General features: G+C 68.2%; 21 protein-coding genes. 8 read left to right on the plus strand and 13 right to left on the minus strand.

All coding sequences use genetic code 11. The features are described 5' to 3' along the window. Positions 1 to 51 precede the first annotated feature (51 nt). Together QZ647_RS08105 and QZ647_RS08110 are read right to left on the minus strand one after the other, a co-directional pair. Positions 52 to 819 (minus strand): Stp1/IreP family PP2C-type Ser/Thr phosphatase, encoded by a 768-nt coding sequence (locus tag QZ647_RS08105; protein WP_291271670.1) that lies wholly within the window; start codon positions 817 to 819, stop codon positions 52 to 54. A 2-nt stretch (positions 820 to 821) separates the two neighbouring features. Beyond that, positions 822 to 1,550, minus strand: a complete 729-nt coding sequence (locus QZ647_RS08110) for a DnaJ domain-containing protein (RefSeq protein ID WP_291271671.1) — start codon at positions 1,548 to 1,550, stop codon at positions 822 to 824. A gap of 213 nt (positions 1,551 to 1,763) precedes the next feature. Between QZ647_RS08110 and gatA the strand changes: the two genes are divergently transcribed. Further along, positions 1,764 to 3,224 (plus strand): Asp-tRNA(Asn)/Glu-tRNA(Gln) amidotransferase subunit GatA, encoded by a 1,461-nt coding sequence (gene gatA / locus QZ647_RS08115; protein ID WP_291271672.1) that lies wholly within the window; start codon positions 1,764 to 1,766, stop codon positions 3,222 to 3,224. 9 nt (positions 3,225 to 3,233) lie between these two features. Continuing rightward, positions 3,234 to 4,574, plus strand: a complete 1,341-nt coding sequence (locus tag QZ647_RS08120; RefSeq protein ID WP_291271673.1) for a dihydrolipoamide acetyltransferase family protein — start codon at positions 3,234 to 3,236, stop codon at positions 4,572 to 4,574. Between the two features lie 160 nt (positions 4,575 to 4,734). Here QZ647_RS08120 and QZ647_RS08125 read toward each other — a convergent pair whose 3' ends face one another. Next, positions 4,735 to 6,108 carry a replicative DNA helicase gene (locus tag QZ647_RS08125; protein WP_291271674.1) on the minus strand — a complete coding sequence of 458 codons (1,374 nt, stop codon included), beginning with the start codon at positions 6,106 to 6,108 and terminating at the stop codon, positions 4,735 to 4,737. A gap of 17 nt (positions 6,109 to 6,125) precedes the next feature. Next, complete coding sequence (locus QZ647_RS08130) at positions 6,126 to 9,299, minus strand: hypothetical protein (protein WP_291271675.1); 3,174 nt, start codon at positions 9,297 to 9,299, stop codon at positions 6,126 to 6,128. Between the two features lie 73 nt (positions 9,300 to 9,372). Here QZ647_RS08130 and QZ647_RS08135 point away from each other — a divergent pair, with 73 nt between their 5' ends. Both QZ647_RS08135 and QZ647_RS08140 read left to right on the plus strand, forming a co-directional pair. Further along, the gene (locus tag QZ647_RS08135; RefSeq protein ID WP_291271676.1) at positions 9,373 to 10,056 is read left to right on the plus strand and encodes an ElyC/SanA/YdcF family protein; all 684 of its coding nucleotides are present in this window, start codon (positions 9,373 to 9,375) and stop codon (positions 10,054 to 10,056) included. After that, complete coding sequence (locus QZ647_RS08140; RefSeq protein ID WP_291271677.1) at positions 10,053 to 11,195, plus strand: thiolase family protein; 1,143 nt, start codon at positions 10,053 to 10,055, stop codon at positions 11,193 to 11,195. Before QZ647_RS08135 ends, QZ647_RS08140 begins: the two co-directional genes overlap by 4 nt. Here the strand turns inward: QZ647_RS08140 and QZ647_RS08145 are convergent. Beyond that, on the minus strand, positions 11,192 to 13,822 hold the full coding sequence (locus QZ647_RS08145; RefSeq protein ID WP_291271678.1) for an AMP-binding protein: 2,631 nt from the start codon (positions 13,820 to 13,822) through the stop codon (positions 11,192 to 11,194). The genes QZ647_RS08140 and QZ647_RS08145 overlap by 4 nt on opposite strands. Before the next feature lie 130 nt (positions 13,823 to 13,952). On the opposite strand from QZ647_RS08145, the gene QZ647_RS08150 reads away from it, so the two are divergent. Together QZ647_RS08150 and QZ647_RS08155 are read left to right on the plus strand one after the other, a co-directional pair. Beyond that, on the plus strand, positions 13,953 to 14,684 hold the full coding sequence (locus QZ647_RS08150; protein WP_286355761.1) for an ABC transporter ATP-binding protein: 732 nt from the start codon (positions 13,953 to 13,955) through the stop codon (positions 14,682 to 14,684). A 25-nt stretch (positions 14,685 to 14,709) separates the two neighbouring features. Beyond that, on the plus strand, positions 14,710 to 15,378 hold the full coding sequence (locus QZ647_RS08155; RefSeq protein WP_286355760.1) for a carbonic anhydrase: 669 nt from the start codon (positions 14,710 to 14,712) through the stop codon (positions 15,376 to 15,378). A 9-nt stretch (positions 15,379 to 15,387) separates the two neighbouring features. Here QZ647_RS08155 and era read toward each other — a convergent pair whose 3' ends face one another. Genes era through QZ647_RS08175 form a run of 4 tightly spaced genes read right to left on the minus strand, consistent with a single transcriptional unit; the run spans position 15,388 to position 19,252 of the window. After that, entirely contained in the window at positions 15,388 to 16,320 is a 933-nt protein-coding gene (gene era / locus QZ647_RS08160) for a GTPase Era (protein ID WP_291271679.1), read from the minus strand. Continuing rightward, entirely contained in the window at positions 16,313 to 17,098 is a 786-nt protein-coding gene (lpxA, locus tag QZ647_RS08165; RefSeq protein ID WP_291271680.1) for an acyl-ACP--UDP-N-acetylglucosamine O-acyltransferase, read from the minus strand. Before lpxA ends, era begins: the two co-directional genes overlap by 8 nt. Beyond that, positions 17,095 to 17,565, minus strand: a complete 471-nt coding sequence (gene fabZ, locus QZ647_RS08170) for a 3-hydroxyacyl-ACP dehydratase FabZ (protein ID WP_286355757.1) — start codon at positions 17,563 to 17,565, stop codon at positions 17,095 to 17,097. The genes lpxA and fabZ overlap by 4 nt, the downstream gene beginning before the upstream one ends. Positions 17,566 to 17,614: 49 nt before the next feature. Next, the gene (locus tag QZ647_RS08175; protein WP_291271681.1) at positions 17,615 to 19,252 is read right to left on the minus strand and encodes an HD family phosphohydrolase; all 1,638 of its coding nucleotides are present in this window, start codon (positions 19,250 to 19,252) and stop codon (positions 17,615 to 17,617) included. Between the two features lie 100 nt (positions 19,253 to 19,352). On the opposite strand from QZ647_RS08175, the gene QZ647_RS08180 reads away from it, so the two are divergent. Together QZ647_RS08180 and speD are read left to right on the plus strand one after the other, a co-directional pair. Further along, the gene (locus tag QZ647_RS08180) at positions 19,353 to 20,579 is read left to right on the plus strand and encodes a hypothetical protein (protein WP_291271682.1); all 1,227 of its coding nucleotides are present in this window, start codon (positions 19,353 to 19,355) and stop codon (positions 20,577 to 20,579) included. After that, positions 20,576 to 20,935 carry an adenosylmethionine decarboxylase gene (gene speD, locus QZ647_RS08185; RefSeq protein ID WP_291271683.1) on the plus strand — a complete coding sequence of 120 codons (360 nt, stop codon included), beginning with the start codon at positions 20,576 to 20,578 and terminating at the stop codon, positions 20,933 to 20,935. Before QZ647_RS08180 ends, speD begins: the two co-directional genes overlap by 4 nt. On the opposite strand, the gene QZ647_RS08190 is transcribed toward speD, so the two are convergent. The 4 genes from QZ647_RS08190 to QZ647_RS08205 form a co-directional block, all read right to left on the minus strand. Beyond that, entirely contained in the window at positions 20,925 to 21,428 is a 504-nt protein-coding gene (locus QZ647_RS08190) for a methylated-DNA--[protein]-cysteine S-methyltransferase (RefSeq protein WP_291271684.1), read from the minus strand. The genes speD and QZ647_RS08190 overlap by 11 nt on opposite strands. After that, a complete protein-coding gene (locus QZ647_RS08195) occupies positions 21,425 to 22,840 on the minus strand; it encodes an Ada metal-binding domain-containing protein (protein ID WP_291271685.1) in 1,416 nt (471 codons plus the stop codon). The genes QZ647_RS08190 and QZ647_RS08195 overlap by 4 nt, the downstream gene beginning before the upstream one ends. Before the next feature lie 65 nt (positions 22,841 to 22,905). Further along, a complete protein-coding gene (locus QZ647_RS08200; protein WP_291271686.1) occupies positions 22,906 to 23,418 on the minus strand; it encodes a methylated-DNA--[protein]-cysteine S-methyltransferase in 513 nt (170 codons plus the stop codon). Positions 23,419 to 23,478: 60 nt separating this feature from the next. Beyond that, positions 23,479 to 23,901, minus strand: coding sequence for an MGMT family protein (locus tag QZ647_RS08205; protein WP_291271687.1), 423 nt, complete (start codon positions 23,899 to 23,901; stop codon positions 23,479 to 23,481). Positions 23,902 to 23,967: the final 66 nt, after the last annotated feature.

The following is a 23,967-nucleotide window of genomic DNA, read 5'->3' on the forward strand; positions in this document are numbered from 1 at the left end:
GTTGGAAGGGTACCGCCGGAATGGATTAGGTCAAGGTTAACTGCGCTTGCATCAAGAATCCTCCGCGTCCAAACCGACCAGGATGGCGGTGATATTGTCTTCACCGCCGTGCTCCCGTGCTATGAAAACAAGTGATTCCACAGCAGTTTGGAGATTATCTGACTGCTCTACGATGTCCCAGATCTGTTTATCACCGATCATTCCTGACAGGCCATCGGAGCAAAGCAAGAGTCGATCCGTTTTGCCCAGTTCCAAATCCTGGATCTCAATATCCAGTTCGCCCCCATTGCCCAGGGCCTGGGTGATGACATTCCGGAAGGGGTGGACCCGGGCTTCGGACGGGGTGAGGATCCCGTTGGCCACCTGCTCCGCCACCCAGCTGTGGTCCCGGGTGACCTGATGGATGCCCTCGGCATTCAAGAGGTAGGCCCGGCTGTCCCCCACATGGGCCAGGGTCACCTTGGCGCCGTGGAACAGGCCCGCCACCACGGTGGAGCCCATGGTCTCCCGCTCAGGGTTCCGCCGAATGTCCTCCGCGATGGCCTGATCCGAAAGCATCAGGGCCACCCGGAGCCGGTTCCCGTCATAGGAAAGGGAGGGATCGTACTCGAGGGGCCAGGTGCGGTCCTTCTCTAAGGTCTCGCCCACGAAGCGGGCAATGGTCTCCACCACGATCTGGCTGGCGACTTCGCCGGCCGCGTGGCCGCCCAGCCCATCGGCCACCACGAAAAGCCCCAGACCCTCGTCCGCCAGGAAGCTGTCCTCGTTGTGTTTGCGAACACAACCGACATCCGTCTTGCCAGCGGCTTGGATCCTCATGATCAACCCTTTCCCGTCAGTCGGCCCCAGAGGTCCTTTAGCTGATCCATGAGACTCGGCGCAGCCGCAGCAGCCTTGCCTTTCGGGCCCTGCCCGGCTCCCGCCTTGGCGCCCTGCCCGCCCTTGGGGGCGGACTGCCGCAGCTTGGGGTGGTTGGGCGAGATCTCCCGGGCCTTCTGGAGGTGCCGCTGGGCCCGCGCCGTCATTCCAAGCGTCTGGAAGTGTCCCGCCAGCCGGATGTGGCTCTCCACATCAAGGGGGGCGAGGCGGACAGCCGCCTCGAGGGCCTTCACCACGGCCCGGAGGTCGCTGCCTTCCCGTTCGAGGATGGCGGCGAGCAGCGCGTGGTACTGGGGTTTCTTTTCGTCCAGCCGGATGGCGTAGTGGATGAGGGCCCGGGCCTGATCCACCCGTCCCTCGTCCAGGGCCGCCTTGGCCATGGCCGCCCAGTCCTCGGGCGTCCGCTCCTGCGCGGATTCGGGCTCCCGCTCCTTCTCCTTGGCCGGTGCCGCCGCGGCCCGCGGCATCTGCTGCAGGGCCGTCAGCCGCTTGCCTGGATCCTTCAGGATGCTGAAGGCCTCGGCCAGTTCACGAAACTTCGCCTCCGCCTCGGCCTTCTCGGCCCCGGTGAACCGGTCGGGATGCCACCGTTTGGCGAGCCGGTGATACGCCGTCTTGATGTCCTCGGGTGAGGCATCCGGCGGGATTTCCAGCACATCGAATGGATTCATGGGATTCCGCGGTACCTATCGGGTCGGTGCAGCGCATGCGAGTGGAAGAACAGGGCTTGAGCAGAGGATGGTAGCCTATTTCCGATCCGAATGCAGGTCCAGAGCTATCGTGCTCGCTGGATTCCTCCGGGGAGATGCTGTCTCCACCCCGGTGGCCGAGACTGGAAGAGACCCCCTCGTGATGGCAAAGTAGAAGGTTCCAGAGGAGCGGGCATGGGGTTGGGCACGGCGATGGACTGGCGCGAGGGCCTGGATGCCGGCGACCTGTCCTCCGAGGCCCTGGTCCGCGCCGCCTTCGACCGGATCCGGGCCCTGGACGGGAACCTCCACGCCCTGCTCGCCCTGGATGAGCCCCGAAGCCTGGCCCTGGCGCGCGCGGCCGATGCCCGCCTGGGCGCCGGAGATCGAACCCCTGTCCTCGGGCTGCCCATCGTGCTCAAAGACAACCTCCACTGGTCGGGCCTGCCGATGACCTGCGGCTCCCGCGTGCTGGACGGCTATGTGGCGCCCTACGACGCCACGGTGGTGCGCCGGTTGCTCGAGGCCGGCGCGGTTCCCATCGCCAAGGCCAACCTCGACGAATTCGCCATGGGTTCCAGCGGCGAGTACAGCGCCTTTGGCCCCACCCGCAACCCCTGGGACCCCTCGCGGGTGCCCGGCGGCAGCAGCAGTGGATCCGTGGTGTCCGTGGCCGCCGGCTACGCCCCCCTGGCCCTGGGCAGCGATACCGGCGGCTCCGTCCGCCTGCCCGCCAGCTTCTGCAATGTGACGGCGCTCCGGCCCACCTACGGCGTCCTCAGCCGCTACGGGCTCACGGCCATGGCCTCGAGCCTGGATCAGGTGGGCCCCATCGCCGCCACCGCCGAGGATCTGGCCCTGGCCTTCCAGGTCATGGCCGGCATCGATCCCCAGGACAGCACCTCGGTGGACCTGCCGGGGGCTGAGCGGCTGGCTCCACTCCAGGCCGCCGACCTCAAGGGCCTTCGCATCGGCCTTCCGAAGGAATATTTCGCCGAGGGGCTGGAGCCCGCAGTCCAGGCCGCCCTCAATGAAGCTCTCCAGGAATTCGAGCGCCTCGGCGCACGGCTGGTGGAGGTGAGCCTGCCCCACACCCGCTGCGCCATCGACACCTACTACCTGCTCTGCACCAGCGAGGTGTCCAGCAACCTCAGCCGCTTCGATGGCGTGCGATTCGGGCTCCGCGTCCGCCCCGCCGAGGGCGGATTGCCGGAGATGATCGCCGAGACCCGGGACCAGGGCCTGGGATCGGAGGTCAAGCGCCGCATCCTGCTCGGGACCTTCTGCCTGTCCAAGGGCTACTACGACGCCTTCTACCTGAAGGCCCTGAAGGCCCGCACGCTCATCACCGGAGATTTCCGCACCGCCTTCGCCGAGGCCGATATCCTGGCCTCCCCCGTCAGCCCCGGCACGGCCTTTCCGTTCGGCGCCAAGACGGAGGATCCCTTGGCCATGTATCTCGCCGATGCCTTCACTGTTCCCGCCTCCCTGGCCGGGCTTCCCTGCCTTTCCATGCCCGCGGGCTTCACCGGCGGCCTCCCCGTCGGCATCCAACTCATCGGACCTGCCTTGTCGGATGTCCGTCTCCTCGAGACGGCCCACGCCTTCCAGTCCGCCACCCGCCACCACCTCGAAACCCCGACCCTGTCCGCATAGGAGCGAACCATGGCCTTTGATGTCGTCATGCCCCAGATGGGCGAGAGCATTGCGGAAGCCACCGTATTGAAGTGGCACAAGAAGGCCGGTGATGTGATCGCCAAGGACGAGACGCTCTACGAGATCAGCACCGACAAGGTGGACGCGGAGATCCCCGCCCCCGCCGCCGGCACCCTGCTGGAGATCCTCGTGGAAGTCAACGCCACGGTTCCCGTGGGCACTGTGGTGGCCCGCATCGGCGCCGCCTCTGAGAAGCCCGCGGGCGCCGCCGCTCCAACTGCTTCCGCGCCCGTGGCTGCCCCGGTTTCTGCCGCCGCCACGGCGCCCCTGGCCGACGAAGATGACAACAGCCTCGAGGGCCGCCTCCGGACCAAGAGCAGCCCCCTCGTCCGCGAAATGGCCAAGCAGCATGGCGTGGATCTCGCCCGGATCCAGGGCACGGGCCAAGCCGGGCGCGTCACCAAGGAGGACATGGAAGCGCATCTGGCCAAGGGGCCCACAGCGGTCTCCCCGGCCCCCTCCTCACCCGCGACCATCGCGCCGGTCCTGCCCGCGGTTCACGATCCTTCCGCGCCCACGCTGGGCATCAGCCCCGCCCTCTCGGTGGCCCCCGCCCCCGCCATGCCGGCCTTCGCCGCGGGTGAGCGGGTGAAGGTCGAGCCCATGAGCCGCATGCGCAAGATCATCGCCGACAACATGGTGGCCAGCCGCCGCACCTCGGCCCACGCCTACACGATCTTCGAGATCGACATGACCCATGTGGCCCAGCTGCGCAACAAGCACAAGAAGGCCTTCGAGGCCCAGTTCGGCACGAAGCTCAGCTTCATGCCGTTCGTGATGATGGCGGCCTGCAAAGCGCTGCGCGCCTATCCCATCGCCAACGCCTCCGTGGACGGCGACAACATCGTCTACAAGCAGGACATCAACCTCGGCATCGCCGTGAGCCTGGACTGGGGCCTCATCGTCCCCGTGGTGAAGAACGCCGACATGATGAACCTGGGCGGCCTGGCCCGCAGCCTCAACGATCTGGCCGAGCGCGCCCGCACCAAGCAGCTCAAGCCCGATGAGATCAGCGGCGGCACCTTCACCATCACCAATCCGGGCGTCTACGGCGACACCTTCGGCCTGCCCATCATCAACCAGCCCCAGGCGGCCATCCAGGGGGTGGGCGCCATCGTGAAGCGCCCCGTGGTCATCACCGGCCCTGACGGCACCGACTTCATCGCCATCCGCCAGATGATGTTCAGCAGCCTCGGCTTCGACCACCGGATCGTCGACGGAGCCACCGCCGACCTGTTCATGGCCTTCGCCAAAAAGGAGCTGGAGAACTCCACCTTCGGGTTGGAATAGCGGCCGAGCGATCCACCCATTAGGACCAGGAGAGATGTCTCGCGTATCGCCCCCGCTTTTTTGGGGGCGATACCGAGAGAAAGGAGCTGGAGAACTCCACCTTCGGGTTGGAATAGGGCCTGCTCCGTGCATGAAAACGGCGGCCTGCGGGCCGCCGTTTTCATGCGTAGGAGGAAGTCTCCCTGACCATCTCCCGGTACATCGCGTACTCGCCCTGGAAGTGCAGCTGGATGATGGCGGTGGGGCCGTTGCGGTGCTTGGCGACGATCAGCTCGGCGGAGGGATCCGGCTCCTCGTTGGCCGAGGGGATCATCTTCCGGTGGATGAAGGCCACCATGTCGGCATCCTGCTCGATGGCGCCTGAATCGCGGAGATCGCTGAGCTGGGGACGGCCGCCAGTGCGATGTTCCACCTCTCGGTTCAGCTGGGAGAGCACCACCACGGGAATGCCGAAATCCTTCGCCATGAGCTTGAGCCCTCGACTGATCTCGCCGATGCGGACGGCCTCGTTCTGCTTGGCGCCGCGGCTGCCCTCGGGGCTGCTGAGCAACTGCAGGTAATCAATGATCGCGAACTCCACGCGGCGGTTGCTCTGGCTGCCCTGCTTCACAATCATGTTCTGGATCTGCGGCACGGTGATGGAGGCCTGATCACAGATGAACAGGGGCATCTGGACCAGCTCGTCGCGTGCCTGGAGCACATGATCGATCTTTCCGGCCGCCCGGCCGGCCTGGAGATCCTTCATGTTGGTCTGGCTCTTGGCGGCCAGGAGGCGCATGAAGACCTCCTCGTGGCTCATCTCCAGGCTGAAGAAGGCTCCGCAGTGCCCCGGGCGGCCGTCGCGTTCCTGCGCGGCCCGCAGGATCCAGTTCAGGGCCAGGGCGGTCTTGCCGATGCCCGGGCGGGCGGCGAGCACGATGAGGTTGCCGGGCTGGAATCCCTGGGTCAGCTCGTCGAAACGGGTGAACCCCACCCGGACGCCAGGCGAGAGACGCCCTTCCAGGCGCTCGTGCAGGCGCTCCATGGCGTCATCCGCCACGGCCTGGATGGACAGCAGCCCCCGCGCCTTGGCATCCCCCTGGGCCAGGTGGAAGAGGCTCTGGGCCGTCTGGTCCACCAGCACTTCGGGCGGCTCGTCCTCCTCGGCGGCTTGGCGCACCAGCTGGGCGCCGAGGTGCACCAGGCGCCGCAGCTTGGCCTTGCGGCGGATGACATCGGCCAGCACCTGCGGCCGTTCCACATCCTCGCCGGCCAGCAGCTCCACCAGGCCGGGATAGCCGCCCACCTTGTTCAGGCTGTCGTCCTGGTCCAGGGCGTCCTTCAGCGTGAGGGAGTTGACCTCGACCTGAGCCTCGATAAGGACCCGCAGCGCCCGGAACACGGCCCGATGGGCGGGGTGGACGAAGTCCTCCTCGGCCAGGGTGAATACGGCCTCGCTGGCGGCGAAGCCCGCCCCCGGCGCGCAGCAGGTCGCCAGGAACGACCGCTCCGCATCAATATCCTCCGGAAGCCGTTCCGGAAGCCAGTCCGCCATCGCCGCTCCTGCCGATTCTAGAGTCCCGGAGGAGTGTATCCGCCGCCGTTCACATCCACAAAGATGGGGTTGCTGACCGCCACCGGGTAGATGCCCCTCATGATCCGGCTCCAGGGCGTCCCGGCCCGGTAGGCGCCGCTGGTCGCCAGGGGGACACCGGCCTCGACCACCACCCAGGCATCCTTGCCCGCGGGCATGGCCAGGCCCGATACCGTGGCGGTGCGGAGGCGGAAGTCCGTGGTGGAGGGCGTGAAGCTGCTCATGGGAATGACCTGCGCCACCCCGTTCACCACCACGCGGACCTCGTCCACCGGAACCCAATCCGGGGCGTAGAGCGAGATGGAGAGATTGACGGCGGCCGCCGGACCGGACACCAGACCTCCGGGTCCGACGCCGTTGACCGTCACATCGAGCATGGGCCCCGTGGAGGCGACCGCCGCCCCGGTGCGCAGGGCCTCCACCAGGGGCGTGAGGGTGTTCTGGTCGAGGCTGCCGCCCAGCTTCAGGTAAGTGCGGGCCAGCCCCACGGGGGTGTCGAAGCTGAACCGCGAGGAGGAGAGCCCGAGCCCCTTGGTGAAGGCCCCGGGTCCCTGCTGCTTCAGCAGCGAGAACCAATCGGCCCGCACGGCCTTGAACTCGGCGAACCAGGCGCTGGGGTCAGCGGGATCGCAACCCTCGGCCCGAATCAGCTCCAACGCATCGAAATCGCCCTGGCGCTTGCCGAGGGACACGGGGCCCGTCTGGGTCCACCAGGCATTGACACCGCTGCCGAGCGCCACCGCGGGATCGAAACCGCGCACCGTAAACAGCCCCTGGGGGCCCCGGGGACGGTGGACCACCGTGAAGCCACCTTCGGCCTGGGTGATGAAATCCGCCAGGGTCCATCCCTTGGAGGGCCGGGCCCCGCCGTTGCGATCTCCCGTGGGGGATGGCGTGAAAAGGGCCGTGACGAAGCCGTCCGACAGGCGCGAACTGCGGCCGCCCACCACGAAGGGATCCTGGCCGATGGGGGCGCGCTGGGCGTCGGTGACGGCCAGGCTCTCGATTTCCGCACGGAATTCGGATCGCAGCGCCGCCGGATCCGTGAGCACATCCTCTTCGGTGCGGGTCACCACCTGCACCCCCTCAGCGAGGGCCGAGCTGAGCATCTCGCCAGGGTTGAGGCCGCCCGTGGTCGCCTGGGTGGGGCCGGGGATGTCGAAGCTGGTCCAGCCCGTGGGCAGGGGGGAAGGCAGGGCCACAAATCCGTGGGAGATGTCCTGCTGCCCGTCGAACGACTTCACCGGCAGCACATCCAGATAGGACAGCGGTCCCCGGGTGCCATAGGCGAGGTAGTCGCCCGTGGGGAAATAGGCCGCCGCGGCTCCGGAGGGATAGCTGAAGGCTGATCCGAAGACCTCGTTTCCGGCGGTGTACTGGTAGGCGGCGATGTTGGCGCTCAGGAGCACCTTGCCCTTGTAGATTTGGTCGTAGTAGCTGGCCATGCGCCGGACGCGCTGCATGTGGGGATCAGGGACGCCGCCCAGGCCGGCCAAGGTGATCCGGAGCGGGTTGAGACCCGCGAATTCCAGCGTTCCTGCCTGGCGCACGGAGAATCCGTGAACCATCTGCTTCTGCTTGGTCACATTGCCCGAAGCGTCCACAATCTCGGCGCGCTCGGGCGTCAGGCTTTCGGCCAAGTGCCAAGACTGGCTTTTGGAGGGCGTGATGGGCGTGGCCAGGTACGGCCGGTTGGCATCCAGGATGTTGGTACCGAGATAGAGGGTGTGGCTCTGCAGGGCGTTGGTGGCGGTGATCCGGTACGGCTGGTTCTGCCCCGCCACCCGGACATCCGGCACCGCCGGCAGCAGGATCGCGAGGGGCGGACTGCTGACGGGGATGTCACTGGGCTCCCGCCACTCCACCCGCTCCAGCACCCAATGGGAGGGATCGGCATCCGCGGCCGGATCCACGGCGGGGTTCGTGCCGGTGTAGCGCTCGAACCGGAATTCCGTCTGGAGGGGACCGCCGCGCAGGGCGGTGCCGAAAGTGTCGAAGGCCAGGATCCCGAAATCCCCGCCGCGGAGTCCGCTCCGGGCCTGGGCCATCTCGTTGAAGACCACGGTTCCCTGGCTGGGGTAGAAGGGATGCGGGGCCAAACCCTGGCTGGTGAGAACCACATCGGGCCCGCCGAGCGCATAGAGGCGCCGCCGGTAGGTCAGCGTCTGGCCCGCCGGCAGGCTCGCCGCCGCGGGGCTGCCCACGACCAGGCGGCCCGGAAACACAGGGCGAAGTTCGGTCAGGGCGTGCTGAGGATCCGAAGCCACCAGGACCTGGTCCACATCCAGGGGCAGGATGCCCAGGGAGGCATGCGAATCCAGGGTGCTGCCGGCCGATTCGGCACCCACAAGGGCCACCATCGGCGCAACGACGCTGCTGGTCAGCGGGGCCGCAAAGTCCGATCCGGGGATTTCCGTGCCCCAACTGCTGAGTGGCGCTCCACTGAAAGTGGACACGGCCGGCACCACAAGGCGGAAGCCGCCGCCGCGCTGGGAGAGGAAATCCCCAAGGCTGCGGACCGGGAGGGCCGAGGTGCCGTTGTTGCTGAGGGTGGTCTCCAGGGTGAAGAAGGTCTCGCCCTGGTTGAGGCGGATGCGGTGAAGAACAGTCACGCCCGACACGCGCCCCTGGCCGTCCGTGGGCACGCCGAGCTTGCCTTTGGGATCCAGCAGGTAGCCCTGCATCTCGAGGCTCACGGTGTTCACGCCGGTGCCCGGGGTATACCGATCGAAGACCAGCGGCAGGTCAGGATCCTGGTTGGCCACCGGCCCAAGGCGCTCCACCAGGTCCGTGGGCATGGACACCCGCTTGAAGCTCTGGTCGAGGGAGATGGTCCCCACATCGAGGATGGCCCCGCCCGAAGCGGCGCCGAACTGGCCTTCCCGATCCCCGAATGCCGCCCCGTCCACCGCGAGCTGGACGGCGTCGTTGCCCAGGTAGAAGTCGCCGGGGCCGGAGGTGGCCTTCAGTCCCTGGATGCGGTCGCCGCCGGAGGCGGGGATCTCCTCCACGGCCACCGTGGGACGGGACACGCCGGTCGCCCGGAAACAACCCGTCGCACCCGCGGCCAGGATCAGGGCCAGCGGCGCCAGGATCAGGGGCGCGCGGCGGGGGGCCCGGCGGGACGGGAAGACAACGGGGGCAAGGCTCATGTTCATCAAGGCGTCTCGTTCGGGCGGGAGGTCCATGGGTCTAAGGCGGACGAAAGGTCTATGCTAACTCACGATGCCGATCTCCGCCTTCCTTCATCGCTGCTGGCTGCACCGATGGGCCCTGCTGCTGGCCCTGGCGCTCCCTCTCCTGGGAGACTTGCTCTGGACCCTCGGAAGGTTCCCGGCCATGCATCACCAGCAGATCTACCGGGCCGAGGCCCTTCCACCCGTGGGGGGCCCCGTTCTGGTGCTGGGGGCCGGGGTGTACGGGGACGGCGAACCCACCTCGATCCTGGAGGGTCGGCTCCGCACGGCCCTGGAACTCTACCGCTCCGGCAAGATCCGATGGTTCCTGGTCTCCGGCGACAACCGACACCCCTCCTACAACGAACCCCAGGCCATGCGACGCTGGCTCGTGAAACAGGGCGTCCCCCCGACCCGCATCGTCAGCGACTATGCCGGGCTCCGGACCTGGGACAGCCTGAGGCGTGCCCAGGTGGTTTTCGGGCAGCCGCAGGTGGTCATCGTCACCTCGGACTTCCACCTGCCCCGGGCTCTCTATCTGGCGGATCGCATGGGCCTCCAGGCCTGGGGGGTGCCCGCCTCCACAGAGGATCGCCCCGTCGGGAACCGTCTCCGCTACTGGATCCGGGAGTACATCGCCCGCCACCGGGCGCTCTGGGACGCCTGGTTCCCCCCCGACGCCCGGCTGGGCCCCCGGGAACCGACGCCCGATGATTGGGATCCGCCCAAGTGAGGGCACCCCATGACCTTCTGATCCTCGCTGCGGGTCGGCTGCCCCAGGGACGCTACGGCGGCAGCCTGGCGGGCCTGGGCGCCGTGGGGCTCGGCCTGACGGCCATGGAGGGCTTGTTGGCCCAGGGTCCCCTGCCCCGGCCCGGGAACCTGATCTGGGGCATGGCCCGCAGCCACACCCAGGGGATGAACCCCGCCCGCACCCTGGTCCTGAAGGCGGGTCTGCCCCACGACACACCGGCCTTCACGATCAACATGGCCTGCGGCTCCAGCCTCCAGGCCCTCATTCTCGCCGCCCAGCGCCTGGAGGGCGGGGCCCGAGCCCCCATCCTCGCGGGGGGAAGCGAGGCCATGTCCGACACGCCGCACCTCGTGCCGGGTCTGCGCTGGGGGTTCCGCATGGGCCACCGCCAGTTGCCCGATGTCATGCATCAGGATGGCCTGCGCTGTCCCGTCACCGGCCTGCTCATGGGCGAGACCATCGAGCGGCTGGCCACGAAGCGCGGCATCTCCAGATCCGAGGCCGATGCCTGGGCCACCAGCAGCCACCACCGCGCGGCGGCCGCGGACACCCGCACGGAACTCCTACCTCACCCCAACCTGGATCACGACGAAGCCATCCGGCCAGACATCTCGGTCGAAGCGCTGGCGCGGCTGGCGCCGGTCTTCACCCCCCAGGGCCAGGTCACCGCCGGAAACGCCTCCACCCTTTCGGACGGCGCCGCGGCCCTGCTTGTGGCCCGGCGGGACCAGGCGGACGGAGCCCTGCCCCTGGCGCGGATCCTGGGCTGGAGCGAGGCCGGAGTGGACCCTCTCGACATGGGTGAAGCACCCGTCCCAGCCGTCCAGCGGCTGCTCTCGGCCCGGGGGCTGGCCGTCACCGACATCGACCTCTGGGAGCTGAACGAGGCCTTCTCCGCCCAGCTCCTGGTCTGCCAGCGGCAGCTCGACATCCCCCAGGATCGCCTGAATGTGGCCGGTGGTGGCGTGGCCCTGGGACACCCCATCGGCGCCACCGGGGCCCGCATCGTCGTCACCCTGATCCACCAGCTGAGAGCCCGCGGCGGCGGCCTGGGCGTGGCGACTCTGGGCATCGGCGGCGGGCTGGGCCTGGCGTTGCTGCTCGAGGTGGAACGCTAGGCTTCGGCCTCGGCCAGCAGGGCCTTCAGCGCCCGGTAATCGGTCTTGCCGGTACCGAGGGTCGGGATCTGGTCGATCTGGCGGACGGCGCGGATGTTGTGCAGCGACGAAAGGCCCGCGGCCCGGATGGCCGCGTTGGCCTCGTCGCGGGCGATCCCGGCGACCGAGAAGAGGACCAGATCGGGGTTGAGTTCCTCCACCCCGGCTTCCACCGCGAGGAGCGGCTCGGTTTCGTCGTCGCCCAGGAAGCGCTGCGAAAGGGCCTCTTCAATGGCCGGCAGGGAGACCATCTCGCCGCCGAGCTTGACGAATCGCTTGAGGCGCCCCGCGAAGACCAGGACGCCGCGATCCTGGCGGACCAGATCCCCCGTCCGGTACCAGTCGCGGCCCTCGAAGCTTTCGAAAGGTGACTCCACATCGGGGTTCAGGTATCCGGAGAAGATGCTGGGGCCGCGCACCAGCAGCATGCCCGGTTGCCCCGGCTCGGCCCGGCGGCCCGTCTCCAGGTCCACGATGGCCCACTCGACAGAGACCAGCGGCTTGCCGATGCTGCCGTTCCGCGGATCGTCCTCCCGGTTCACCGACACCACAGGCGAACATTCGGTGATGCCGTAGCCCTCGAGGACCGTGGTCTTCGGCCAGCGGCGCGCCAGGGTCGCGTAGATCTGCTCAGAGCATTTCTCGGCCCCTGAGACCACGATCCGCAGGGATTCCAGGTGCCGGTCCTCCGCCACGCGGATGATGCCCCCGAGGAAGGTGGGCGTCCCCACCAGCAGCGTGGCGTGGTAGGCCTCGATGATGCGGGCCAGCATCCGCCCCTCGGTGGGGTTGGGGTGGTAGACCACGCGCAGGCCCAGCAGCAGCGGAAGGATGGTGGTGGTGGTGAGCCCGAAGGCATGAAAGGGCGGCAGGCAGCCCATCACCCGTTCGTCCTGGCGGAAATGGAGGGCCTGCGCGGCATCCCGAATGTTCGCCAGGATGTTCCCGTGGGTGAGCGGCACGGCCTTGGGATGGCTTTCGCTGCCGCTGGTGAACAGCACGGCCGCGGTTTCCGGGGGCTTGGCCCCCTGCAGGGAAGTCCAGTTGAAGCGGGCGCGGAAAGCCGCAGCCAGCTTCGTGGCCAGGGAGATCTTCTTCCCGGCTTCGTCGAGCAGCAGCAACCGGTGTTTCACCGCCGAGAGGTCCACGCCCTGGGCATCCAGGCGACTGACCAGCGTGGAGACGGTGACCACCTGCTTGACCCCCACGAGATCCAGGCCGTACCCCATGCTCCGGGCCCCGGCCGTCCAGTTCACCAGCACAGGGGTCTTGCCCGCGAAGAGGAGGGCCAGATACAGGATGCTGGCGCCTCCAGAGGCCGGCAGCATGAGACCCACATGGCTGCCCTCCAGGCCTTCGAAGATGGGCTTGAGGACCATGACGGCCGTGAGGACATCCCGGTAGGTCTTGACCCCGCCCAGCTGATCCGCCAGCGCCACGCGGCCCGGATTGCGACGGGCCTGCTTCAGGAACACCTCGGTGATGGTGTCGCCATCCGGCATGTCGATGGGAAGGTCCGTGGGGGAGTGGAACCAGGCGTGGGGTACGGCCTTGAGCTCGCCCTGGCGCAGCGACACCGCAGCTCCGGTGGCGGCCAACAGGAGATCCCCCACAGTCTGGAGCGAGGCGGGATCGCTGCAGGGATAGCCATAGGCGCGCTGGAGCCAAAGCTCCAGCTCCCGGTGGCCCAGGGCGTCGAGGCCCAGGTCCCGCACCAGGTGCTGGGAGTCCTGAATGTCGGCCTGGCCCGTGACGGCCTGGAGGTGGCGACGCACCGCATCGCGCACCTGGGGGGGCACGGCGCGGGGATTCCCCTCCACTCGGGGCCGGGGGGGCTCGGGGAGGATGCGGGGTTCGTGGTTCTTCCACACCAGGTAGGGCACGAAGAGCCGCGGCGCGGCCTCGGCATTCAGCCGGGCCTCCAGGGCGCGATTGATGGCCTGCCTTCCCTCGGCCAGCGGCAGGTCGCGGACCTCCTCGAAGGCCACCTGGACTTCCCGCTTGGGCATGAAGAACAGCGCATTCGCTGCGAGGTACCCCACCCCCTTCAGCAGTTCCAGACCGATGGAAGGGCGCCGACCCGAGGCTGCACTAAACCGGCTGCCCCAGAGTCCCCGCAAGCGGATCACCACCACCCGGGCCCCTGGAGCCTGCTGGAGAATCGACGCCACCGTGCTGTTGTCGGAGAGGTCCTCCACCTTCTGGCGGGCCAGGCGGGCCCCGGGGAACAGGATGAGGTTGCCGCCCGAGGCCAGGTGCCCGGCCAGGGCGGTCAGCTCCCGGTCCAGAATCTGGCGGGTCCGGTCCCCGTGGTCCGCAGGGTCCGGCAGGGAGCGGGAACCCAGCAACCGGGCCAGCCAACGCAGGGGAGCCGAGGCCGCATGGTCGCGGCCCGCCACCAGGATCGGCGAGAAACGGCCATGGAGGGCCGTCGCGAGCAGAAAGGGATCCACCAGGGTCGGATGGGAGGCCAGGAACAGGATGCCCGGCCTCCCGGGTTCAGGAAGGGACCCCGTCCCTTCGAACTGGATTCGATAGCGCAGCCGCAACAGCGGCCGACCCAGGGCTCGGATCAAGGGGGCGATCATCGTGAATGGAACCTACATGCTAAATGCGGGCGAGTTCTGGATTGTAGCGGGAATCCCGACGGGACCCTAAACCCCTCCGGGGACATCTGCGAAGATAACGCAGGGCCGTCAGCGGCCCTTCGAGGATCCCATGACCGATGCTCCCCTGATCCGGCTCACCGACATCACCAAGGTCTACCAGATGGGAGACATGGAAGTACGCGCCCTGGACGGTGTCTCCATGGAGATCCACCGCGGCGAGTATGTGGCCATCATGGGGCCCTCCGGTTCCGGCAAGTCCACCATGATGAATGTCATCGGCTGCCTGGACACGCCCACCACCGGCACCTATGAGCTGAACGGCAAGCTGGCCTCGGCCATGACGGACGACAACCTGGCCCAGATCCGCAACGAGGAGATCGGCTTCGTCTTCCAGACCTTCAACCTGCTGGCCCGCACCACCTCGTTGCAGAATGTGGAGCTGCCGCTGATCTACGCCGGCAAGACACCCGTCGAGCGGCACCAGATGGCCCTGAAGGCCTTGGAGAATGTCGGCCTGGGCACCCGCAGCGACCACATGCCCAACCAACTCTCCGGCGGTCAGCGCCAGCGCGTGGCCATCGCCCGGGCCCTGGTGAACAATCCCTCCATCCTCTTGGCCGACGAGCCGACGGGTGCCCTCGATTCCAAGACCAGCATCGAGATCATGGCCCTCTTCGAGGACCTGTACCAGAAAGGCAACACCATCATCCTCGTCACCCACGAGGAGGACATCGCCCGGCATGCCCACCGGATCGTGAAGCTGCGCGACGGCAAGATCATCCATGATGAGCCGAACACGCCCATCACCTCCGAAGAGCACATGGCCCACTTGAGCCTCTGAGCCTGACCTCAGGTAGAATGGTCGGATGCAGAAGCTCGTCCAAGGCATCCACCAGTTCCAGACCCAGATCTTCAGTTCCCACAAGGAGCTCTTCGAGCGGCTGGACAAGGACCAGGCGCCCGAAACGCTCTTCATCACCTGCTCGGACTCGCGCATCAGCCCGAACCTGATCACGCAGACCCAGCCAGGCGAGCTGTTCATCCTGCGCAATGTGGGCAACCTCGTGCCCCCGTACGAACACATGGGCGGGATGAGCGCGGGCATCGAATTCGCCGTCACCGTGCTGCAGGTGAAGGACATCATCGTGTGCGGCCACTCCAACTGCGGCGCCATGAAGGCCCTGCTGGAGCCGGACCAGCTGGGCGAGCTGCCGGCCACCAAGGCCTGGCTGGCCCACGCCCGGAAGACGGAGCAAATCATGTGGCAGAGCTACGGCCACCTCGAAGGGAACCAGCTCCTCCACGCCACGGTCGAGGAGAACGCGCTCGTCCAGCTGGAAAACCTCCGCACGCACCCCTCCGTGGCCAAGGCCATGGCCAGCGGGATGCTGCACCTCCACGCGTGGGTCTACAAGATCGAGACCGGCGAGGTCTTCGCCTTCGATCCGGAACGGGGTCAATACACCTCTGTCACGGGCACCGCGGGCCTGGAGCCCCTGGCCCCGGAACACCGCGCCACAGACCTGTCGATCTAGCCGACCGCTTCAGATCGAGAGCCGGTCCAGCCGCTCGGGCCGATCCCGCCAGCCCTCATCGACCTTGACGAAGAGCTCCAGCCTCACGGGGCGCTGGAGCAGTCTCTTCAGCTCGCGCTGGGCGCTCTGGCGGATGTCCTTGATCATCTCGCCGCCGCTGCCCAGGAGGATCTTGCGGTGCCCATCGCGGTCCACCAGGATGCGCGCGGCGATGAAGACGCCTTCAGGGCCCAGATCCTCGGGGTAATCCTCCTGGCCCGGCTCCAGCCACTGCTCGATGAGCACGGCCACGCCATGGGGCACTTCCTCTCGGGTCTTGCGCAGCACCTTCTCCCGGATGAACTCCGAGGCCAGGGACCGTTCGGTCTGGTCTGTGAAGACCTCCTCGCCGTAGGGCCAGCCGGGCTGGGTCGCATCCCGCTCCAGGATCGTCCAGAGGGGATCGAGGTTCAGACCCATCTTCGCGCCGATGGGGACGATCTCCTTGAAGGGGAGCAGATCCTTGTAGGTGGCGATCTTCTCCAGCAGGCGCCCCTTGGACAGCAGGTCGATCTTGTTCAGCAGCAGGTAGGTCGGCCGGCCCAGCTTGCGCAGGCGCTTGGCCAGGGCATGCTCCCCGGTGCCGAGGTAGTCGTCCGCATCCACCACCCAGAGGAGCATGTCGGCTTCCTCGAGGGCCTGGTCCACATGAGCCATCATGCGTTCATTGAGGGCGTGCTTGGGCAGGTGGATGCCCGGCGTGTCGAGGAAGGCCAGCTGCACCTCGCCGCGGTCCATGACCCCCAGCACCTTGGTGCGGGTGGTCTGGGGAATCTGGCTGGTGGCGGCCAGCTTCTGGCCCAGCAGGGCGTTCAGCAGGGTGGACTTGCCGGCATTGGGGAGGCCGATGATGGCGAGGGTCGCGTGGCGCCGGTTCGGGCCCGTGCCGGAATGGTCAGCCACGATGCACGCCCCGCTTGGCCTCGCGAATGAACTTCAGGAGATAGGCCACCTCGGCGATGTGGCCCACTTCCTTCTCCGCCTGGGCCATGGCCTCTTCCCGAAGCAGGCCTGCGTGGAACAGCAGCCGGTGGGCCTTCTTCAGGCCCTCCACCACCTCGAGGGAGAATCCCTTCCGCTGCAGGCCGATGGTGTTCACGCCATAGCTCTTGGTGTCGCGGGCGCCCGCCGTCTTCATGAAGGGCAGCACATCCTGGGTGGCCACGGTGAAGCCGCCCATGAAGGCGTGATCGCCCACGCGGCAGAACTGGTGGACAGCGGAGAAGGCGCCGATGTTGCAGCCGTCGCCCACCTCGACATGACCCGCCAGGGTCGCGGAGTTGGCGAAGATGTTCTTGTGGCCCACATGGCAGTCGTGGGCGATGTGCGCACCGGTCATCAGGAAGTTGTCATCGGCGAGGGTGGTCAGGCCGCCGCCTCCTTCGGTGCCCCGGTGCAGGGTGCAGCCCTCGCGGATCACATTCCGGTGACCCACCCGCAGGCGCGTGGGGGCGCCCTTGAACTTCAGGTCCTGGGGACCCATGCCGAGCGTGGCGTGGGGATAGATGTCGTTGTCCTCGCCGATCTCGGTGTGCGGGCCGATGACCACATGGCTGCGGAGCTGGGTTCGCGCGCCGATGATGGCGTTGCCTTCGATGACGCAGAAGGGGCCCACGACCACGCCCTCGCCCAGCCGGGCCTCCGGGCTCACCACGCTGCTCGGATGGATCTGAGCGCTCATTTACCTTCCCCTTCAGCCAAGTCCATCAGCATGGACATGAATTCAGCCTCGGCCACCTTCTGGCCGTCCACGAAGGCCTCGCCCCGCATTTTGCAGATGCGACCCTTGAATTGGATCACCTTCACTTCCATGACCATCTGGTCGCCGGGGAGTACCGGCTTGCGGAACTTCACCGCATCGATGCCCATGAAATAGATCACCTTCCGGGCCCGGTCCTCGAACTCACGCATGAGCAGGCAGCCGCCGGTCTGGGCCATGGCCTCCACGATGTAGACGCCCGGATAGACCGGCCGGCTGGGAAAGTGCCCCTGGAGGACCCCCTCGTTGAAGCTGATGTTCTTCAGCCCCTTGATCCACTGCTTGGGCTCGAAGTCGAGAATCCGGTCCACCAGCAGCATCGGGTAGCGGTGGGGCAGCAGGTCCATGATCCCCTGCAGATCGATGGTGCGCGGTTCGTGTTCGGGCATGGGCACTCCAATCTTCTAGCCTACCGCCTCCGGGCCCGGGCCTCCAGCCTCAGGCTTTCCGAGCTGTCCGCTCGAAGATCCGAGCCTCGATGAAGAGGTCCAGGAGCCCGCGGTCCAGGGCCCCGTCCCGGGCCTCGTCGTCCAGGATCGCCAGGCTGCGCTCCAGGGGCACGGCGCCCTTGTAGGGCCGGTCCTGGGCCGTGAGGGCGTCGAAGACATCGGCGATGGCCATGGCCCGGCTCTGGACCGGAATATCCGGTTCCGTCAGCTTCCGGGGATAGCCCCGGCCGCTCAGCCGCTCATGGTGGGCATAGGCGATGTCGGGGATGCCCGCCAGGTCGCGGGTCCAGGGGATGCGCTCCAGGAAGCGGAAGGTGTGGGTGACATGGCTTTCGATCTCGAGGCGTTCCGCCTCGGACAGGCTGCCCTTGCGGATGCGGAGGCTGGCCACATCCGCCGGGGCCACCACGGTGCGGGACTCACCGCTCCAGTGGGTGAAGGTGAGGCTTTCCAGCAGGCCCAGCCCCTCGGCCACCTCCTGGTTCAGCACCGTGGGCTCGTTGCTCTGGCGCACCAGGTGGATGAGCTGCTCGGACTCGGCCTGGCGGTCCTGGAGGGTCCGCTCCCACAACTCGAAGCTCCCCCCGCCTTTCCAGGCCTTGGCCAGGGTCTCGAGAGCCGCTTCCAGTTCCCGCTGGCGCAGCCGCTGGAGGATGATCTCCAGCTGGCTCGGATCGAGCTTCTTGGCCTTCACCAGGACCTGCTCGCGAACGCCGACCTTCCCGAAATCGTGCAGGAGGCTCGCATAGCGCAGCTCCCGCAGCTGCCGATCCGAGAACGACAGGCTGCCGAAGGGCCCGTTGGGCGTGGCGTTGACCGCTTCCGCGAGCCCCACGGTGAGGTCCGCCACCCGGCCCGAATGGCCGCTGGTGACGGGGTCCCGGGCCTCGATGGCGGTCACGGAAGCGGCCACGAACCCCTCGAAGAGCCGCTCGATCTCCTCCCGGAGCTGGGCGTTCTTCACGGCCACCGCCGCCTGCCCTGCCAGGCTCTGGGCCAGCCTCTGATCCGCCGTGGAGAAGGCGACTGTCCTCCCCTCTTCATCCAGGCGGTTGAGGAGCTGCAGGACCCCCAGCACCTGCCCTTCCGTATCGACCATGGGCACCACCAGGGCCGAGGTGGTGTGGTACCCCGCCTGGCGGTCGAAGCTGTCGTTGAAGCGGTAGGGGGCCTCGGCCGGAATCCGGTAGACATCCGGGAGGTTCAGGCTCTCCTTGCTGAGGGCCACGAACCCGGCCAGGGTGCCCCGCGAGATGGGCATGGCCACCCGGTGGAAGGGCAGGCTGACGCGGGCGTTCTGGGTGTGGGCGAACAACAGCTCCGGGTCGTCCTCCGCCCCGGTGAGCAGGTAGATGGAGCCGGCCTCGGCCATCAGCAGTTCCCGGGCCTTGGTCAGGATCAGATCCAGCAGGCGGTCCAGGTTCTGCTCCGAAGCCAGGGCCCGGCCCACCTCGTGGAGCCGCTCCATGTCTCGCCGGTCCTGCAGACGGGCCCAGGCCGCCCGGACCAGGGCCTCCGCCGCCTCCAGGCCGGGCCAGGCCTCGCAGTCCGCGAAAATCCCATCGCCCGGCACGCCCAGGACCACATCGGCGGGGCCGGCATCCTGGAAGACCAGCGCACGGCGCATCTCCCCGCCAGTGCGGTCCAGGAGGGTGTTACGGTGCTCAGGGGGGACGGCCACCGTGAATCGCAAGGCGGAATCAAGCTCCAAAAAAACGAAGACGAAGGTGCCGCCAGCATATCGGAATTCCCCTGCCCCGACTGAAAGCTGGCAAGGCCCCGTCGAACGGCTCGCCTGGGGCGGCAAGGGCGTGGGCCGCGCGGCAGACGGGCGCCTGCTGCTGCTGGAGGCCCCCCTGGCCCTCTTCCCGGGCGAGGTGGTCGAGGCCACCGTCATCTGGAAGGCCCGCCACGGCGAGGGCCGTGTCACCCGGTGGATCACCCGGGACCCCCGCCGGACCGTGGCGGCCTGCCCGGTCGCCGGAACCTGTGGCGGTTGCGATCTCTGGGAGGCCGGGCGCCACGCCCCCGACCTCAAACGGCAAATGGTGGCCGACCTCCTGCGCCGCCAGCTGGGCGAAGGCGTCGCCTGGGACTGGCGCCCCGCCCCGGAGGAGGCCCGCCGCCACCGCATCCAGCTGCACTGGGACGGCACGGAACTCGGCTACTTCCGCCGCCACAGCCACGCGCTCGTGCCGGTGGCCGCCTGCCCCGCCGCCGCCGAGCCCCTGTCCCTGGCCATTCCACGACTGAAGGAGGCCCTGATCGGCCGCGCCCTCACGACTCGCCCGGGCCGCTGGGAACTGTCCACGGGCACCCCGGCAGGGACGATCCTCGCGACCGACGAGCGCGGCCGATCCTGGTGCCTCGAGCCCGATGGCTGGCACCGCAGCGAAGAGCCCCTGCGGCACCAGCTGCGCGGGATCGCCCTTCGGCACGAGCCCGGGGCCTTCTTCCAGGTGAGCCCGCCCTGGGCGGCCGAGGCCTTCGGCGGCCTGCTGGAAACCTGGGGCGTGAATGGTCGCACCCTCTACGACCTCTACGGCGGCGTCGGCCTCTTCTCCGCCCTGCTCGGCAAGCAGTTCGACCAGCGCGTACTCGTGGAATCGGGTGAGGCGGCGGTGGCCTGGGCCCGGCGCAACCTGGAAGCCCTGGGTCTGCCCTCGGACTGCCTGGTCGGCGATGTGGCCGCCTGGGTGCCCGAAGGGCTGGGTCACCCGGAAGATGTGATCCTGCTCGACCCCCCGCGAGCCGGTCTCGAACCGGAACTCAGCAGCCGCCTCTGCACCGCCGGGGCCGGGACGCTGGTGCTGGTGGGCTGCGATGGCGCCGCCTTCTGCCGCGATGTGAAGCGCCTCGGAGAGGCCTGGGACCTGGAGAAGGTGGCCGTGCTCGACCTCTTCCCCCTCACCAGCCATGTGGAGTGCGTGGCCCTGATGACCAAGCGTCCATGAGCGCGCTGGGCCACCACCTGCTCGTGGAATTCACGGGTTGCGAGGCCGCGGTCCTGGCCGATCTGGACCGAGTCACCGCCGCCATGCTGGAGGCCGCCCGGGTCTCCGGCGCCACCATCGTCACCCACAGCTTCCACCACTTCAGCCCCCACGGCGTCAGCGGTGCGGTGATCATCGCGGAAAGCCACTTGGCCATCCACACCTGGCCCGAATACGGCTTCGCCGCCGTGGATTTCTTCAGCTGCGGCGGCGTGGACATGGACCGCGGCCTGGCCTGTCTGAAGGCGGCCTTCGACGCCCAGGCGGAAACCCGGCTCGAATTGGAACGAGGCCCCCTCCGGACGGTCAGCCCGTAATCGCCCCCTCCAGCCGCAACAGCCGCCCCTTCATGGCCAGGCCACCCGCATAACCTGTCAGCGTGCCATTGGCCCCGATCACACGGTGGCATGGGACGAGGATCGACACAGGGTTGGCGCCGTTGGCCCGCCCCACGGCCCGGCTGAGATTGGCATCTCCGAGGTCCGCGGCCAGCTGTCCGTAGCTGCGGGTCTCGCCGAAGGGGATGCGCTGGAGGGCCGCCCAGACCCGCTGCTCGAAGGCGCTGCCGTGGAGGCGGAAGGGCACTTCGAAGATCCGCCTCCGCCCGGCAGCGTAGGCTTCCAACTGTTCCCGGAGGCGATCCACCGAACTCGCCTCGGGACGCGCGACGGGTTCGAGGCGCGCGAGCTTCGCCAGCAGCGGGGCCCGGAATTCATGCCCGGCAAAGCCCAGGTACAGGACGGTGCCCTCGGCATCGAAGGCCGCCTGCACAGGCCCGAGGGAGGTGTCGATCCGGTGAATTCCGTTCATGCGGGGGTTCCCTTCAGGCTGGACCAGAGGTGGAAGGTGGCCAGGCTGCGATGCGGCGCGAAGGGCGCCATGAGCCGCTGCGTTTCGGTGGCATCCGGCCGGGTCTCCAGACGGAACCAACGCTGGAGGGCCAGGGTGAGTCCCGCATCCCCCACGGGCACGCAGTCGCGGAAGCCGAGGCCCCGCATCAGCACATACTGGGCCGTCCAGGGGCCGCAGCCCCGCAGGGCGAGCAGGTCCCTGGCGGCGCCGGTGGCGGTGGCCCGAGCCTCCAGTCGCAGCCGGCCCGCAGCCACCTCGGCCGCGGCGTGGAGCAGATACTCGGCCTTGCGCCGGGAGAACCTCAGGGCCAGCAAGTCCTCGGGCTGCAGCTCGGAGATCTGCGCAGCCTCGGGGTGGGCGAAGAGCCCTTCCGCCGCAGGCGTCCCGGCCCGGCGGATCAGGTCGCGCCGCAGGGCATAGGCGAAGGCCAGGTTCACCTGCTGGCCCAAGATGGCCCACACCAGCGCCTCGAAAGCGTCCAGCGTGAGCAGCACCCTCAGACCCTCGCGCCCCCGGGCCAGGTCCGGGTGCGCCGCCTCGAAGGCCGCGGGCTCCTCCTGCCACCCCAGCAGCCGGAGTGCGGCGCCGTGGGCCTGGCTCATGGCCGCAGGTCCCCCGGCGCCCTTGAGCGACACCTCCACGGCGCCCGCCCCGAAGGTCAGGACAAGGACGGAGGCCCGGCCTTGGCAGAGGAACGCCTTGGCGAGGCGCGGGCCCTCCACCCGCTCGGACACGCTGGCGACATCCCGGCCGTGGAAGCGCAGCACATCCTCTACGCGGAGTCCCGCGGGTTGCGGCAGTGTGAATCCGTCGGAGCCCAGCATGGTGCGGTAGGCACCAGGACTCAGGCCCGTCTGCCGGCGGAAGGCTTCGTGGAACCCCGAGGCACTTTCGTAGCCCGATGCGAAGGCCAAGTCGCCCAGGTCTCCCTGACCTGCCGCGAGCCGGGCACAGGCCGCCTGGATGCGGATCCGCTGCAGAAAGGTCGCAGGCTGCGCCTGGGCGTGATCCCGGAACAGGGTCTTCAGCTTGGTGAGGCCCACGCCGGCGGCCTCGGCCAGGGCTTCCACCTCCGGAAAGGCCGCCGGATCCGCCGCGGCCTGCGCCATGGCGTCTTCCAACCGGGCCAGGTCGGCATCTTCGCCCCGGTAGAAGGCATCAGGCCGGCACCGCTTACAGGGCCGGAGACCCGCCGCATGGGCCGCCGCTTCATCCGCGAAGAAGCGCACATTGCGGGCCAGGGGCTTGCGGGCCGGGCAGGAGGGCAGGCAGTAGATCCCGGTGGTGAGGACGCCCGTGAGCACCCGTCCGTCAAAGGAGGCATCCTTCGCCAGGATCCGTTCGTAGAGGTGCTCATCCGACCAGCGCATGGCTTCATGCTACGGGTCCCGGAAAGGGAAGTCCTCCGCTGGACGGCGCCGGAATTCCTGTCCGCTCAATCCCAGACCAGCGGCAGGGCCGGCTGGGGTGGAGCCTTGGGCAGCACGCCTTCCAGGCGGAGCAGGAACTCCTTCATGTCCAGGCCCCCGGCATAGCCCACCAGGGATCCATCCGATCCGATCACGCGGTGGCAGGGGATGAGGATGGCGATGGGATTGGCGCCGTTGGCGCGGGCCGCGGCGCGGATGCACTTCTCGTCTCCCAGGCGCCGGGCCAGCTCCAGGTACGAGATGGCCTGGCCGTAGGGAATCTTCTGCAGTTCCTTCCAGACCCGCCGCTGGAAATCCGTGCCTTCGGCCACCATGGGGATGTTGAAGTCCCGAAGGTTTCCCGAGAAGTAGGCCTCCAGCTGGCGCTTCAGGTAGGGCAGGCTCCTCGGCGCGGGCCCTTCGGGCTGGAGGGGCGGCCGCCCATGCAGGCGTACCAGGTGGATCAGGCGCCCTTCCCCATCGAAGGCCGCGCCCAGATCTCCCAGGGGTGTGGACAGCGGATGGAAGGACCCGTTCATGGGCACAAGAATGGCAGAATCAGGAGACTTAGGTGCAAATCCCGCGCCATCGGTCCCAAGCTAGGGCCGCCGCCATCCCATGCCCGTCTCCAGATCCCGCAGCGCCCTGGCCAGGGGGCCCTCCCCCGGCAGCAGCACCCGGTGCGTGGGCACGAGCAGGGCGATGGGATTGGCGGCGCAGGCCATGATGATCAGATCCTCCTCCAGGCTCAGCCAGGCCGCCAGATCCGAGGGCTGCCTGGATTGGCCGTAGGGAATCGTCCGGACCGTATCCCAGACGCGGAGCTCCAGGGCCGAGCCCTGGGGATCCACAGGAATGGTGAAGGTCCGCAGGGTGCCGGCCAGGTAGGCCTCCAGCTGCCGATCCAGGAACCGCTTGGCTTCGCGCTGCTCCTTGGGCGGCAGGGGGCTGGTCTTGCGGGGATCAAGACCTTCCACCGCCAGCTCCCGCAGCCGTCCCCGGCCGTCGAAAGCGGCTCGCATCGGCCCCATCGGGGTATTCAGCTCGTAATGCCAGAGGACCATCAGGGAATCATCGCAGGGTCGGTA

This window comes from Geothrix sp. (genome assembly GCF_020622065.1).
Lineage (GTDB): Bacteria > Acidobacteriota > Holophagae > Holophagales > Holophagaceae > Geothrix.